Source organism: Longimicrobium sp. (assembly GCA_036387335.1).
GTDB lineage: Bacteria > Gemmatimonadota > Gemmatimonadetes > Longimicrobiales > Longimicrobiaceae > Longimicrobium.
Window position 1 is genome coordinate 1 of record DASVTZ010000249.1, and the last position, 14,168, is coordinate 14,168.

Annotated in this window: 12 protein-coding genes; 4 read left to right on the forward strand and 8 right to left on the reverse strand. The window is 72.2% G+C overall.

Going from position 1 to position 14,168, the window contains the following annotated elements; genetic code table 11:
- From VF647_25360 to VF647_25385, 6 genes are all read right to left on the reverse strand, one after another.
- Positions 1-804: MBL fold metallo-hydrolase (locus VF647_25360; GenBank protein HEX8455433.1), on the reverse strand; the 804-nt coding region annotated here is incomplete at its 3' end.
- Positions 805-1,212: 408 nt separating this feature from the next.
- The gene (locus tag VF647_25365) at positions 1,213-2,529 is read right to left on the reverse strand and encodes a phospholipase D-like domain-containing protein (GenBank protein ID HEX8455434.1); all 1,317 of its coding nucleotides are present in this window, start codon (positions 2,527-2,529) and stop codon (positions 1,213-1,215) included.
- Positions 2,530-2,544: 15 nt separating this feature from the next.
- Positions 2,545-3,792: an RDD family protein gene (locus VF647_25370; protein HEX8455435.1), complete on the reverse strand. Its 1,248-nt coding sequence runs from the start codon at positions 3,790-3,792 to the stop codon at positions 2,545-2,547.
- A 78-nt stretch (positions 3,793-3,870) separates the two neighbouring features.
- Positions 3,871-4,533, reverse strand: coding sequence for a class I SAM-dependent methyltransferase (locus VF647_25375; protein HEX8455436.1), 663 nt, complete (start codon positions 4,531-4,533; stop codon positions 3,871-3,873).
- Between the two features lie 93 nt (positions 4,534-4,626).
- Entirely contained in the window at positions 4,627-5,565 is a 939-nt protein-coding gene (locus tag VF647_25380; protein ID HEX8455437.1) for a S1/P1 nuclease, read from the reverse strand.
- A 122-nt stretch (positions 5,566-5,687) separates the two neighbouring features.
- Entirely contained in the window at positions 5,688-7,355 is a 1,668-nt protein-coding gene (locus VF647_25385) for a methyl-accepting chemotaxis protein (protein HEX8455438.1), read from the reverse strand.
- A gap of 157 nt (positions 7,356-7,512) precedes the next feature.
- On the opposite strand from VF647_25385, the gene VF647_25390 reads away from it, so the two are divergent.
- The 3 genes from VF647_25390 to VF647_25400 are packed head-to-tail and all read left to right on the forward strand — an operon-like array spanning position 7,513 to position 8,572.
- Positions 7,513-7,875, forward strand: coding sequence for a hypothetical protein (locus tag VF647_25390; GenBank protein ID HEX8455439.1), 363 nt, complete (start codon positions 7,513-7,515; stop codon positions 7,873-7,875).
- On the forward strand, positions 7,875-8,234 hold the full coding sequence (locus tag VF647_25395) for a hypothetical protein (protein ID HEX8455440.1): 360 nt from the start codon (positions 7,875-7,877) through the stop codon (positions 8,232-8,234). The genes VF647_25390 and VF647_25395 overlap by 1 nt, the downstream gene beginning before the upstream one ends.
- Positions 8,231-8,572, forward strand: coding sequence for a DUF6665 family protein (locus VF647_25400; GenBank protein HEX8455441.1), 342 nt, complete (start codon positions 8,231-8,233; stop codon positions 8,570-8,572). The genes VF647_25395 and VF647_25400 overlap by 4 nt, the downstream gene beginning before the upstream one ends.
- A gap of 464 nt (positions 8,573-9,036) precedes the next feature.
- Here VF647_25400 and VF647_25405 read toward each other — a convergent pair whose 3' ends face one another.
- A complete protein-coding gene (locus VF647_25405) occupies positions 9,037-11,415 on the reverse strand; it encodes a response regulator (GenBank protein ID HEX8455442.1) in 2,379 nt (792 codons plus the stop codon).
- Between the two features lie 317 nt (positions 11,416-11,732).
- On the opposite strand from VF647_25405, the gene VF647_25410 reads away from it, so the two are divergent.
- Positions 11,733-12,725 (forward strand): HD domain-containing phosphohydrolase, encoded by a 993-nt coding sequence (locus tag VF647_25410; protein HEX8455443.1) that lies wholly within the window; start codon positions 11,733-11,735, stop codon positions 12,723-12,725.
- Here VF647_25410 and VF647_25415 read toward each other — a convergent pair.
- The gene (locus VF647_25415) at positions 12,715-14,094 is read right to left on the reverse strand and encodes a sigma-54 dependent transcriptional regulator (GenBank protein HEX8455444.1); all 1,380 of its coding nucleotides are present in this window, start codon (positions 14,092-14,094) and stop codon (positions 12,715-12,717) included. The genes VF647_25410 and VF647_25415 overlap by 11 nt on opposite strands.
- Between the last annotated feature and the right edge of the window lie 74 nt (positions 14,095-14,168).

Consider the following 14,168-nt stretch of genomic DNA (forward strand, 5'->3'; position numbering starts at 1 on the left):
GAAGTCGCGCGCGAGCGTACGCAGCGCGTGGCGCATCTCGTCGCCGTGGAGGGGCGGCCCGTGGCCGGTGCCCACCGCATCCGGCTCCAGCGCGGCGAGCACCTCCACCGAGCGGCGCGCGGCGACCCAGTCCTGCGTGAAGTACGCGGGCGGCCCGTTCACCTCGGCGCGCCACTGGAGCACGGCCGTCATCGACTCCTGCTTCGTGGTGACGAACGCGTCGCCGGCCAGCAGCGTGCGATCCGAGTCGCGAAAGAGCGCCACGTGGCCCGGCGAGTGGCCCGGGGACAGGATCCACCGCCACCCCGGCATCCCCGGGACCGAGCCGTCCGCCGGCAGCGGCCGCAGCCGGCGCGAGAAGTCGTACGGGCCGCGCGGGTACAGCGGCGACATACGCGCCATCGCCCCGCCGCCGACGGTGGGATCGGGGGGCGGATACGCCTCGCGGCCGTCGAGGTACGGAAGCTCCAGCGGGTGCGCGTAGATCGGCACGTCCCAATGGTCGGCGAGGGTGTGCAGCGCCCCCACGTGGTCGAAGTGGCCGTGCGTGAGGATGACGCACGCCGGCCGCGACCGCCTCCCAAACCGGAGCCTGGCCGCGGACTCGATCCACGCCGCGGAGCCGGGAATCCCCGCATCGATCAGCACCCACTTGCGGTCGCCGGCGCCGGGAGGGCCGTAGAAGAAGAGGTTGGCGATCGCGGTCCGCAGCGCGGCGACGTCCTCGGTGACGGGCCACGTGCCGTCGTCGTGCGCGGCCACCGCGGTTTGCGCCGGGGCGTCGGGGAGTGCGTAGGTATCCATCAGGGCTCCTGAGGTGCGGTATCGGGAAAACGGACGCGGCACGGCTCTGTCAAAGGTCGTGCCCGGCGGGCGTCAGGGCCCCCTCCCCCCGCCCCCCTCCCCCCTCCCCCGCCTGCGGGGGCGCAGGGCGGGGGAGGGGGAGAACAACGTGTGCGTTGCGAGATCCCGTAGGGGCGCGATTCATCGCGCCCGTGTCACGGGCCCACACCGCACCCCGCCTCGCCGCACGAGACCGCTTCAGCGGTCTTCGCGTCGTTCCAGCCGGGGGATTCATCCCCCGGCGATTCGACGCCGGCGCGTTGGGCGCAGATCCCGTTCACGTCCGCCCCGAAACCTGCGAAGGCAGGTTTCCCGCGGTTGTTGCAGCGGTTTCAACCGCCGGGGGCACCACCCTGGCACCACCCCCCCTTACATCTGCTCCGCGAACGTCTCCCAGAACCGCTCGCGGAGCTTCGGAAACGGACCGCGGTTGCGCCAGTACTCGCGGGTGATCTCGCGGGCGCCGCGGAGGTCGTCCTCGTAGGAGGCCTCGAGCTGTGCGCCGAACTCGGGATCCAGGATGCCGATCACGCTCTCCTGGTTCAGCTCCTTGGAGCGGATGTCCATGTTCGCGGAGCCCACGATCGACCACTTTCCGTCCACCACGAGCGTCTTGGAGTGGATCATGGTGCGCTGGAACTCGAAGATGCGCACCCCCGCCTCCAGCATCTCGCGGTAGTAGGCGTGCCCGGCCCAGCGCACGACGGGCGCGTCCGTCAGGCGGCTGGGGAGGAGGAGGCGCACGTCGACGCCGGCGCGGGCGCGGTCGCACAGGATGCGGCGCGTCGGCGGGTCGGGGGCGAAGTAGGGGGAGGTGATCCAGATCCTCCGCCGGGCGCAGGCGAAGGTGATGCTGAACAGGAGGCGCAGCGGGTGCGACGCCTCGGCCGGCGAGGAGATGACGTTGATGTGGCGCGACAGCTCCTCCCCCTCGCCCGGCTCGGGATCGACGTCGCGGGGATAGTAGTCGTCGCCCAGCAGGATCTCGCCGCAGGAGTCGGCCCAGAGCTGGGTGAAGGCGGACTGGAGGTTGTTGGCGAGGCAGCCGCGCACCTCCACCATCACGTCGCGCCAGTGCTCCTCGTCCTCGGCGTCGCCCAGCCACTTGTCCGCCACCGCGGCGCCGCCGGTGAAGCCGATGCGTCCGTCCACGATGATGGCGCGGCGGTGGTTGCGCTTGTAGAAGGAGGTCAGCTTGCCGAACTCGATCGAGTGGAACCACCGGAAGCTCCCGCCCGCCTCCTCCAGCTCCTCGATGCGGTCGCGCGGCACGTCGACGGCGCCGAACGCGTCCAGCATCAGCCGCACCTTTACGCCCGCGCGCTGCCGCTCGATCAGCGCATCGAACATGCGGTCCGACACGCGCCCCGGCTCCCAGATGTAGCACATGAAGTTGATGCTGCGCCGCGCGCCGCGGATCGCCTCCAGCATCGCCGGAAAGATCTCCACGCCGTTGTTCAGCAGGCGCGCCGTGCCGCCCGCCTGGAGCGGCGCGTTCATGGTGCCCGAGAGGCCCAGGAGGAAGTCTTCGGAGCCGACTTCCGGCGTCTCGGTGATCTGGAATGCGGTGGGGCGGCGGCCCCACGCGGCGAAGAGCTTGGTGACGCCCGTGGCGGTGGCGGCGCCGCCCACCACGGCGAGCGCGGCGACCCAGGCGGGGGTGCCGCGCGGCTCGGGCGAGCTCACGAGGCACCCCGCGGGTCAGGCGGCGGGAGGCGCCGGCGCGGGGGTGGGGCGCGCCGGGAGCTGCCCGGGGCGCGGGGATGAAGGCGGCGGCGCTGCTTCGGGAACGGGATTCCTTTCACGTACGACGACCGTCTCGGAGATCTTGTCGTGGATGGCCTGGCGGTTCCGGTCCCAGAACACCTGCGCGAAGCCCAGGAGCCCGGTCACCAGCCCCGCCGCGTAGCCGCCGAATCGCTCGAACGAGCCCCACATGGTCAGCGGCTTGCCGTCCAGACGCAGGACCCGGACCCCCAGGAGCCGCTTCCCCGGCGTCTGCCCCCGCCAGAGCGCGGTGAACGCGGTGAAGTAGAGGCCGGTCCAGCCGAAGCCCAGCCCCAGGTCGTCCAGCAGGTCCTTGAGGCTCGCCAGCAGCCCCTTCTTCTCGTCGCGCTGCTCCTCCGCCCGCTTCGCGCGCTGCTCCATCCTCGCGTTTTCCGCGCGCGCTTCCTTGAGCTTCGCGTCCAGCGCGGTGAGGGTGTCGCCCGCCAGCGCCACGCCCACGCGCGGGCGCAGCGAGTCCGCCGTGGCCGAGTCGCCCGCGGTGACGGCGGCGGCGTAGCGCACCGCCAGCGTCTCCGGCGGCAGCGGCGCGGGCGCCGCCTTCGGGGGCGCGACGAGACCCTCCAGCGCCTCCTCCATCCACGGCTTCTCCGAGTGCTCCCCCAGCTCCGCGAGCGCTTCGCGGATGGCGTCGTCGTCCATCCCCGCCTCGCGGTATCCCACGACCAGGTTCTGGGCGATGGTGCGCGCTTCCTCGGCGTTCCTGGCGTTGTTCAGCGCCACGTACCCGGCGGTCACGCGAAGGGCGGTGCCCAGCCCCGGCTCCGCTTTGGTGGCTGGCGCCTTCGGCCCGCCCCCCGCCGCCGACGCCGCGGCCATCCGGGGCGCCTGCGCAGAGCGCATCTTGCTGCTCCCGTATTCCTGCGCCGCGTTGACTCCGCGCTTCACCACCAGGAACAGGATCAGCGCGCCCGCCGCCCTCACCGCGAACCGCGTGGAGCTCTTCGCCACGGGGCGCGACGCGAAGCGGAAGAAAGCGTACGCCGCGGCCATCGCGAATAGCCAGGGTCCGGCCGACTGCACGAGGACGGTGACGAGGGCGAGGTCGAGCAGGATGGCCGCCAGGCGCCGCGCCGGCCGCGCGAGCTCCATCCCCAGGAGCTGCGGCGCCAGGGCGAAGTGCTCCGGGCGGATGATGTGGCGTGCGTCGCTGTTGCTGGACATCGTGGTCGCTGATGCGGGGGCGGAACGGAGGCGGGAGGTACGGCGGAGAGGCGGCGTGGGATTCGCCGCCAAATCTAATCACCCCAAGCTGTTGATATCAACCTTATTGGCCTCCGCCACCCAGAGACCCCACAGCGGCCCAATCTTTTTTCTCCGCGAGCGCACCACCCGCAGCCCCGCCTCCTCCAGCATCGCCCCGATCTCGCGCTCCGCGTAGGTGCGGACGATGGCGTGCCCCTTCAGCCGCGTCACCGCATCCATCAGCCGCATCGTGGCGAAGTCGCGCGCCCAGTCCGCCACGATGACGCGCCCCCCCGGCCTCAGCACGCGCCGCATCTCCCGCAGCCCGGCCTCCGCGTTCGTCCAGTAGTGGAGCGACGACACCGATGCCACCGTGTCGAACGCGCCGTCTTCGAACGGAAGTGCCTCCGCCGGCGCACACACCAGCGCCGCGCGCGCGCCGTCCCCGATCCTCCCCGCCGCCACCCGCAGCATCTCGGGCGATGGGTCCGCGCCCACGTACCGCTCGGGCGTCACCCCCCATCCGCGCAGGGCGTCGAGCAGCAGCGCCGTCCCGCATCCCACGTCGAGCAACGCCCCGGCCGGCATCTCCGCGAGCCACGGCCGCACCAACTCCATGCTCGCGCGCAGATACGCGGCCCAGCGCCGGTCGTAGCGCGCCGCCGCCTCCGCGTATTCCCGCCGCACGCGCGCGGCGACGACGTCATCCACGTGCTGCACAGGGGAAAACGGAATCGGGCTCGTCCGGGCGAAGAGCCAGGGTGCGAGCCCAAAGGCCGTCCGCCGCGGCGGGGTGACGAAACCGCAACGGCTTCAGCTGCCCAGCGTCCGGTTCAGCAGGTCGGCCAGCCGGTAGCCGGCGATCGCCACCCGCGGCTCGGCGGCATCCCACGCGACGAAGCGGTAGCGCATCGGCGCGCGCTCGCCCCTTACCAGCCACACCGGGTACCCGACGCGCTGCGCGATGCGCATTCCCTCGCGCGACCACTCCTCGAAGGCACCCGGGCGCAGCTTCCCCGCGAGGGTCCGCTGCGGGTAGTCCGCGGCGATGCGGCGGGCGACGCTTCCCACGTAGTCCTCTTCGGTGCGATCCGCCACGCTCCACGGCACGGAAAAGCCGACCAGGCTGTCCCAAAAAGCGTGCAGGTTGTTGAACGGGTAGAGCCCCGCGAGCGTGAACGAGTTGGCGCCGCGGTCGCCGGCGGTGTCCTGCGGAGTGATGCGGGCGCTGTTGTGCATCGGCTGGTGCCCGTCGCCCACCAGGTGCAGCGTCCACGCCAGGTCCACCGCGCGCTCCGCCTGCGGGAGCGACGCGTTCCCCAGCGAGGTGCCGTAGACGGCCATCCGGTTCAGCAGCTCGCCCGCGCGCGGCACGTCCGGCCGGTCGATGATGCGCCCGCCCGGCGTGCGCTGTTCCCAGAAGAAGTTGACGTAGTGCCAGTCGCTGTGCGCGTAGCGGCTCCCCGGGTGCGTGCGGGTGCGGATGAGGTCCGCCCACACGCTGGTGTTCACGAAGAGGTCGCGCTGCCGGTCGGCCAGCGGGCGGTCATCGCCGGGCATCAGCGCGCGGATCCCCGCGTCCTCGGGCGCGGCCATCAGCAGCGCCACCGCCTGCTCGCGCGCCCGCGGCGTCATGTGGTCCCACGCGATGCGCGCCACCACCTTGTGCCCCACCTCGTCCCACGCGCGGGCGGGAGTCGCGGAAAGGAGCGCACCCGCCAGGGCGAGCGCGGTCGCGAAGAGTCGTTTCATAGGTGATCGCACGGTAGAGATTGGGTTGATTGCGGCTCCGCGTGCAATCTTATCACGCGAAGACGCGGAGGCACAGAGACGCCTTCGTCTCCGTGCCTCCGCGCCTCCTCGTGAGCCGCCGTTCAGGCCGCGGCGAGCTCGGCGGCGTGCGGCTGGGCGACGGGAGCGCCGGCGGTCTGGAAGCGCGAGAACTCGCGATCGAGACCCCTGGCGATCTCCGCCAGCTCCTCCGCGTAGCTTCCCACCTGCTTCATGGAGGCGTTGATCTGCTCCACGGCGCTGGCGGCGTGCCCGGCGGCGGCGGCGTTGGCCTGCGATGCGCCCATGAAGGCGGCGCGGTCGCTGAGGCCGGCCGCCACCAGGGCGGCGCGGCTCGCGTCGGAGATGTCGCGCGCCTGTTCGCTGATGGAGCCCAGGTCGTGCGCCGTGCTCTTGACCACGTCCAGGATCTCGCCCAGCGCGCTCCCCGCGTCGGCTGCGCGCGCGGCGCCCTCGCGCGCCTGGGTGGCGCCGCGCTCCACCGTGGCCACCGTGCGCGCGGTGACCCTCTGCGCGCCGTCCACGAGCTGCGCGGCCTCCTGGGCGCTCGCGCCGCTCTGCGTGGCCAGCTTCCTCACCTCGTCCGCCACCACGGCGAACCCGCGCCCGTTCTCGCCGGCGCGCGCGGCCTCGATGGCGGCGTTCAGCGCCAGCAGGTTGGTCTGCTCCGCCATCGCGGTGATCACGGCGGTGATGCGCCCGATCCGCTCGCCGTAGCCGCGCACCTCGGCGATCTGCTCCGCCGCTTCCAGCACCGATGCGCGGATCTGCTCCATGCTCTCCATCGCCTGCGTCACCACGGCGGATGCGCTCTGCGCCACCGCCATGGCGTGGGCGGACTTGGCCGAGGCCTCCGCCACCTGCGCCGTCACCCCGTCGATGGAGCCGCCCAGCACGTCCAGCGCGACCGCCACCGCCTCGGTGTCGCGCACCTGCTGCTGCGCCCCGCTCGCCACCTGCGCGAGCGCCCCGGCCACTCCGCCGGTGGCCTGCGTGGTGTGGTGGGCGGCGGTGCTGAGCTGCCCCGCCACGCCGCTCACCTCCCGCGCCCGCGCCCGCACGGTGGATATGGAGTCCGAAAGGCGCCCGGCGCCCTGGTTGAGCGCGGCCACGGCGTCGCCCATCGCGCCCTTCCCTCCCTCCGCCCGCGCGGCGAGGTCGCCCTCGCCCATGCGCTCGGCCATGGCCATCAGCGCGGCGGCCTGGCGCGTCTCCGCGGCCAGGATGATCGACATGTAGACCAGGATCGCCGTCTCGAACACCACCCAGGCCGCGTGCACGGCCACCACCTCGATGCCGCCGGTGTGGTTGAAGACGTGCACGGGGAGCCCGGAGCGCTGCAGCACGTCGATGCCGAAGTGGTGAACCGCCACCACCGCCGCCCCGATCAGCGGCACGCGCCAGTCGCGGTACAGGAGGAGGAAGGCGAGCGACGCGAAGATGTGGAAGTGCGTCTCGATCATCCCCGCCGTCTGGTGGATCAGCACGCCGGAGAGCAGCATCAGCGCCACCGCCACCAGCGCGCGCGAGACGAACCTGCCCGGCTGCAGCCAGGTGGCGAGGCAGGCCACCGCCACGATGGGCGTGCCGATCCCCAGCGCCACGCCCCACGTGCCGTGCAGCGGCGCCAGCGCGTACACCAGCGGCAGGTGCGCGGCCAGGAGCCAGAAGAAGAGGCGGTCGGCCGCCCTATAGGCTGCGTCCTGCAGGGTGCGGCCGGTTTGGCCAAAAGGGGTGGCGGGGATCTGCATGGATTTCGCTGAGGGGGTAATGCGGAGCCGCTTCGAGACACGTCGGTTGGGTATACGAGGATACACGAACACATCACGCCGCGCCATGGCTGGCACCCGCTCTGCACGTCTCCCCGTAGATGCGGAGCACACACTCCTCTCGCCCAGCGGTACCGACATGAAGCCATCGACCGGCAGGATGATGCTGGCCACCGCCTCGGGCGCCGTGCGTGAGGCGGCGCGAAGATGCGCGGGCTGGTTCCGGCGAGCCCAACCAGGATCCGCGATGCTCCTGCGCGAGGGCGACACGCGCTTGGCAGTCGTGCGCGACGGGCGGCTCCTGGTGGAGAGCGCCGACATCACCCTGTCGCACGCGGAGTTCGTGCGGCGGGCGCTCGGCACGCTGCCTGAGGGTGCCTGGGTGGGCACCATCCGCAAAGCCGGTGGCGTGGTGATGGCGCTGAACTCGCGCACCTTTTACGGCAACCAGGTGCCGGCACCGCAGTCCGTCATCGACGCCGTGCGCGTCGCCTTCCGCTGATGGACCCGGGCCGCCGCCGCGAGCTGGAAGCCCTCCTCCGCGGCCACCTCGCCGAACAGCCGGACCACGGGCTCTCCCGCCTGCGCTGGCTTGCGGATCAGCTGGAGAATTACGTGGAGCGGTGGATCGGATCCGGGGAGGCGATGCTTGACGGCGATCTCTTCGCGATGGTGGAGATCGGCGCCGACCTGACGCACGAGGAGATCCGCCGCGCACCGCGCTTGCCGGGCATGCAGGGTGCCTGGGATGAGTTCAGCGAGGTACTCTCAGGCGCCCGCACGGGAACGCAAATGCCCGCGCAACTGCGAGAGCCGCTCACCCGCTTCCGCGCCACGCTGCTTCACGAAGGAAAAGGATGAGGGCACCCAAGGGACCCCTGGCGCGCATCTCCGAGCGAAACGTGGAGAGCGTGCAGGCGGAGATCGCGCAGGAAAAGGCGGCGGCGCTCGCGCGCGTCGCCACGCGCCTCATGGACGCCATCGCGCGCCTGGAGGAGCACGACGCCGCGCCGGAGAGCGCCCCCGAGGAGCGAGCCGCGCTGGTGTCGGCGGCGGGCGAGGCGCTTTGGTACTACGTGGTACAGCGCGAGGCGTGCGGCCTCCGCGGCATGGACGGCGTCCTGCGCGATTTCCGCGTCCCGCGCGAGGTGCACCTGCGCATGGGCCCCCGATCCGCCCAGCCCCGCGGCGGCGGTTGATCGCGGCCGGGCGCGGGCCCCGGCGCGGCGGCAAGGGAGGGCAGACACGCAGGTCTGCCCCTACGAAGATGGGTGCGCGGGGCGGGCGGCGGAGCGGCGGCGGGCACGGGCGCGATGAATCGCGCCCCTACGGGACATCCGCGGCCGCGCGCGAAGTTCTCCCCCTCACCCGCCCTGCGCCCCCGCAGGCGGGGGAGGGGGGACGGTGGGCCCGCGGTGGCCGGCGGTGGATCAAACGTGAAAACCGGGGGATGAATCCCCCGGCTGGAACCACGCGAAGCCCACTGAAGTGGGCTCGTGAAACCGGCATTCGCGCCCGAGTCCGCGAAGGCGGACTTCGCGTTCTTCCAGCCGCGAATTCATTCGCCTGGTTCGGGCGCCTGCGCGGCGCCGCCATCCACCACGCGCCGGGATCTCGCCCGGGAGTCCGCGCAGGCGGACTTTGTGCCGTTGTTGCCGCGAGTTTACTCGCCAGGGCCCCCCAACAACCCCTCCACCGCCTCCATCAGCCCCTCCACCGTAAACGGTTTGTGGAGGAAGCGGCCTTGCGCGGCGGCGCTGCCGCCGGGGAAGGCGTTCTCGCGCGAGTAGCCGGAGACGTAGAGGACCGGGGTGTCCGGCCGCTCGCGGGCGAGCTGCGCGGCGAGGACGGGGCCGCCCATCTGCGGCATCACCACGTCCGTGACCACCAGCGACAGCGGGCCGGCGTGCGCGCGGGCGGTGCGGAGCGCTTCCTCGCCGTTGGCGGCTTCCAGCACGGTGAAGCCCGCGCGCTCCAGCAGGCGGCGGGTGGTGCGGCGAACGGCGGGCTCGTCGTCCACCAGGAGCACCGTGCCACTCCACGATCCCGGGACGGTAGGCGGCGGCTCCGGGGTGCGCGGGCGGTGGGGCGCACCGGCGCGCGGAAAGATCACGCGGAAAGTCGTCCCCACGCCGGGGCGGCTGAAGACGCGCAGCGCGCCGCCGCTCTGCTGCACGATCCCGTACACGATGGAGAGCCCCAGCCCCGTCCCCTGCCCCACCTCCTTGGTGGTGAAGAACGGGTCGAAGATGCGCTCCTGCGTCTGCGCGTCGATGCCGGTGCCGGTGTCGTGCACCACGAGCATCACGTACGCGCCCGGCGCCAGCCCGGTGGCCCACCCGCGCGGCCAGGCGTCCACCTCCACGTGCATCGTCTCCACGATCACCGAGCCGCCGTCGGGCATGGCGTCGCGGGCGTTGAGGACGAGGTTCACCAGCACCTGCTCCAGCTGTCCGCCGTCCGCGTTCACGGGGGCGAGCTCATCGGCGAGGACGGTGGTGAGCTCGATGCCGCTGGGGATCAGGCGGCGGAGCATCTTCCCCGTCTCCCGCACGACGCCGTTGAGGTCCACCGTCTCGCGGCGCACCACGTGGCCGCGGCCGAAGGCGAGGAGCTGCCGCGCCAGCCCCGCCGCCCGGTCCACCACCTCGGCGATCGACTCCGCGTCCTCGCGCAGCGGGTCGCCGGGGGCGAGGTCGAGGAGCATGAGGGCGGCCGTGCCCTTGATGGCGGTGAGCAGGTTGTTGAAGTCGTGCGCGATCCCGCCCGCCAGCCGCCCCACCGCGTCCATCTTCTGCGCCTGGCGAAGCTGCTCCTCCAGCGCCTTCTGCCGCGTGGTGTCGGTGATGAACCCCTCCACGGCCTGCATCTTCCCGTCCGCGTCCAGCACGCCGCGCCCCTGCTCCCACACCCACTTCTCGCCCCCGCCGGCCGCGATGATGCGGTAGCTCAGCTCGAAGTGGCGCCCCTGCTGGACGGCGGCCTGTACCTCTCGCCACACCCAATCCCGGTCGGTGGGGTGGATGAGGTCGCCGTACGACACGGCCCCGGGGCCCACCAGCGCTTCGGGCGCGTAGCCGGTCAGCTCCTTGGCGCCCTCGCTGGCGAACTCCATCGTCCAATCGGGATCGTTGGCGCAGCGGTACGCCATCCCGGGAAGGTTGCTGAGGAGCCCCGCGGTGAAGCGCTGCGCCTCCTGGAGCGCCTCCGCCGTCCGCCGCCGCTCCGTGGTGTCGCGCAGGTACGCCGTGGTCCCCGTGGGCGAAGGGAAGAGCCTCACCTCCACCCAGCGGCCGATGCCGGGAAGGCACTCCTCCAGCGCGGAGGGCGCGGGCTCCTCCACGTGGCGCAGGAGCGCGTCCAGGGTGCGCGTGCCGGCCAGCGCGGGGATCCCCTCCGCCAGCGAGTGACCCACCGCATCGTCGCGCGCCACGCCGAAGAGCCGCTCCGCCGCGCGGTTGGCGTAGGTCAGCCGACCGCCGCCGTCCACCGCCAGGTACGCGTCGGAGATGCTGTCCAGCACCGCCTCCAGCCGCGCCGCCTCGTCCACCGCCCCCTGCCAGCGTCCGCGCAGCACGGCGAAGCGCAGGGCGCGCGAGATCTGCTCCGGAGCCGAGTCCTTGGATAGGAAGTCCTGCGCCCCCAGCCGCACCGCCTCCGCCCCCAGCTCCTCGTCGCGCAGCGAGGTGAGGACGACCACCGGGACGCTGGGCGCGGCCTGGTGGAGCGCCAGAAACGTCTCGATCCCCTGCGAGTCCGGGAGCGTCAGGTCCACCAGGACGCAGTCGGCCCGGCGCAGCTCGCGGAGCGCTTCGGCCAGCGACTTCGCGCGCAGCACTTGCGGGGCTCCGCCATCGTGAGTGCCGTGGTGCGCCAGGATGCGTCGGACCCAGTAGGCCGTCGCGTCGTCGTCTTCGACGAGCAGGACGGTCGCCGGTTTGACCTGGGAGGAAATCTGGATCAGGAGCGAGGGACGCGCCGCTTCGCGCGGGTGGAGACGGAAGGGGGATGTGTACGGGATGGCGCGCGGGGAGCGCGCCACTGTGCTGTACTTTGTGTCACGGGCATGTAACGCACAAGATGAACACACCTGATGCGCCCATATTGCGGGCGCAGCCGTCCAGAATCGATACAGCGCGGTCCAACCCGTTGCCACGCAAACGATTGGCGATGCGGCGCCCGCGCGGACGTGCGACTTCTGGACACTCCCGCCCCTCCCTGCGCTCCCTCGTAACTCCTCACGTTCCAACCACTTGCAGGAATAGCCCCAATGGCGCGCCTCTCGCTAAGGGGAGGGGGCACGCGCCGGCCCGGCCCGCCCGCCTCACCCCCTGGCGGATAGATGAGAGCACCGCTTCGATGGGAGCAATCCGAATGATGCTCAACGGCAGGATCATGATCGTGAGCGACCGCAAGCAGGTGGTCGCCGAGCTGGAGCCCATCGTGCGCCGCGGGAGCCACCTGGCGCTCACCGTGCCCGACGCGCGCGAGGCGCTGCGCTCGCTGGAGCAGGGGCTGGTGCCCGACCTGATCATCTCCGACCTGGGCTCGTCCACGGCGCACGAGAGCGCGGAGTACCTGAGCCGCTTCCGCCACATCAACCGCGCCGGCGCGCACCTGGTGATCGTGGACGAAGGGGCCGAGGCACCGCACGCCGACAGCACCATCCCCCTCCGCCGCCCCTTCCGCGACGGCGAGGTGCAGTGGGCGATCGAGGCGGCGGTGGGGAGGATCGCGGAGGAGGTGGTTGCGCTGCGCGGGCAGGTGTGCCGCGAGATGGAGGAGATGCGCCACGGGATGCGCGAGCTGCGCCGCGACGTGGTGACGGCGCTGGCGGGAACCATCGCCGCGCGCGACCCGTACATGCACGGGCACTCGGTGCGCGTGGCCGCCCTCGCCCGCCGCGTGGCCGAGGCGATGGGGGTCGCGCCCGCGGACGTGGAGCTGCTGGAGTTCGCCTCGCTGCTGCACGAGATCGGCAAGGTGGTGGTGCCGCTGGAGCTGCTGCACAAGACCGGGCCGCTGAGCGAAGACGAGCTGGAGCAGATCCGCGCCCACGCCCGCGCCGGCGCCCGCATCGTGGAGGGGGTGGCGTCGCTGCGGGGAGCGGCGCGCCTCATCGAGCACCACACCGACGCCTACGACGCGCTGCACCCCGCGCTGGACTCCGACTCCGCCGAGTTCCTGCTCGCCGGCATCCTGCACGTGGCCGACGCGTACGACGCCATGACCTCGCCGCGCGCCTACCGCGGCGCGATGGACCACGACTACTGCGCGCGCACCCTGGAGGCGGGGAGCGGCACGCGCTTCCACCCCGCCGTGGTGGAGATGCTGCTGAGGATCACGCGCTAGCCTCCTCGTCGCGCCCCACCCGCTCCAGCCCGTACTGCTTGATCTTGGCGTGCAGCGTCGCGCGGGAGATGGCGAGCCGCTGCGCCGCCAGCGTGCGGTTCCCCTCGGACAGGTAGAGCGTGCGCTCGATGTGCTGCCGCTCCACCTCTTCCAGCGTGAGCACGGTGCTGTCCAGCCGCGCCGCGCGCGGAGCGCCGGGGGCACGCAGCGCCTCCGGCAGGTGCTCCGGGCCGATGGCGTCGTCGCCCGGCGAGAGGACGAGGGCGCGCTCCAGCACGTTCCGCAGCTCGCGGACGTTGCCCGGCCAGGCGTAGCCCAGCAGCAGGTCCAGCGCGCGGTCGCTCAGCCGGTCCGGCGATGCGGGGTGGCGCAGGTGCAGCTGCCGCAGTGCCTCCAGCACCAGCTCCAGCACGTCCTCGCGCGACCTCTCGCGCAGCGGCGGTATGGTGAGCGGAAAGACCGATAGCCGGTAGAAGAGGTCTTCGCGGAAACGTCCCGCACGCACCTCGGCCGCAAGATCCTTGTTGGTGGCCGCGATGAGGCGCACGTCCACCTGGATCTCCCGGGTCCCGCCGAGGCGCCGGAAGGTGCGCGTCTCCAGCACGCGCAGCAGCTTGGGCTGCAGGTCGGACGACAGGTCGCCGATCTCGTCCAGGAAGAGCGTGCCGCGGTCCGCCACCTCGAAGAGGCCGCGCTTCATCTCGCGGGCGTCGGTGAAGGCGCCCTTTTCGTGGCCGAACAGCTCGGAGTCCAGAAAGGTGGCGGAGAGCCCGGCGCAGTTGATCTCCACGAAGGGCGAACGCGCCCGCGGGCTGAGCCCGTGCGTGAGCTGCGCCACCCAGCTCTTTCCGGTGCCGCTCTCCCCCTGCAGCAGGAGCGTGGTGTCCTGCGAAGAGGCGAGGAGCTCCACCTGCCGCGTCAGCTCGCGCATCCGCGGCGAGCTGCCCAGCGTGCCGGCGCGCCCCTGCTCCACCACCCGCTCGGCCAGGGTGTGGTTGGCCCGGCGCAGCTCCACCTTTTCCACCGCGCGCTCCGCGGCGGCGCCCAGGTGGTCCAGGTCCACGGGCTTGGTGAGGAAGCCCTCCGCGCCCGCGCGCATCGCCTCCACGGCGGTGCCCACCTCGGCCTGGCCGGTGAGCATCACCACCGTGGCGCCGCGCGAGATGAGCACCTCCAGCACGTGCAGGCCGCTGATGCCGGGGAGGTTCACGTCCAGCAGCACCAGGTCGGGAAGCTGCGCCTCGTAGGTGCGCACCCCGTCCTCGCCGCTGAGCGCCTGGAAGGTCTCCCATCCACTGCGTTCGAAGTAGCGCCGCAGCACGCGCAGCACCGAGGGATCGTCGTCTACAAGGAGTACGGAACGTGCCATGCGGGTTGTCTTCGAGGGGGTCGTTGAGCGGGAGTTTTGCTGCGTCGCTTCCCCAAAGTATGCGAACGCGCCAA

Coding starts and splice junctions, on each gene's coding strand:
- VF647_25385 (HEX8455438.1), bottom strand. CDS start 7,355: ATGCAGATCCCCGCCACCCCTTTTGGCCAAACCGGCCGCACCCTGCAG.
- VF647_25380 (HEX8455437.1), bottom strand. CDS start 5,565: ATGAAACGACTCTTCGCGACCGCGCTCGCCCTGGCGGGTGCGCTCCTT.
- VF647_25395 (HEX8455440.1), top strand. CDS start 7,875: ATGGACCCGGGCCGCCGCCGCGAGCTGGAAGCCCTCCTCCGCGGCCAC.
- VF647_25415 (HEX8455444.1), bottom strand. CDS start 14,094: ATGGCACGTTCCGTACTCCTTGTAGACGACGATCCCTCGGTGCTGCGC.
- VF647_25390 (HEX8455439.1), top strand. CDS start 7,513: ATGAAGCCATCGACCGGCAGGATGATGCTGGCCACCGCCTCGGGCGCC.
- VF647_25410 (HEX8455443.1), top strand. CDS start 11,733: ATGGGAGCAATCCGAATGATGCTCAACGGCAGGATCATGATCGTGAGC.
- VF647_25400 (HEX8455441.1), top strand. CDS start 8,231: ATGAGGGCACCCAAGGGACCCCTGGCGCGCATCTCCGAGCGAAACGTG.
- VF647_25370 (HEX8455435.1), bottom strand. CDS start 3,792: ATGTCCAGCAACAGCGACGCACGCCACATCATCCGCCCGGAGCACTTC.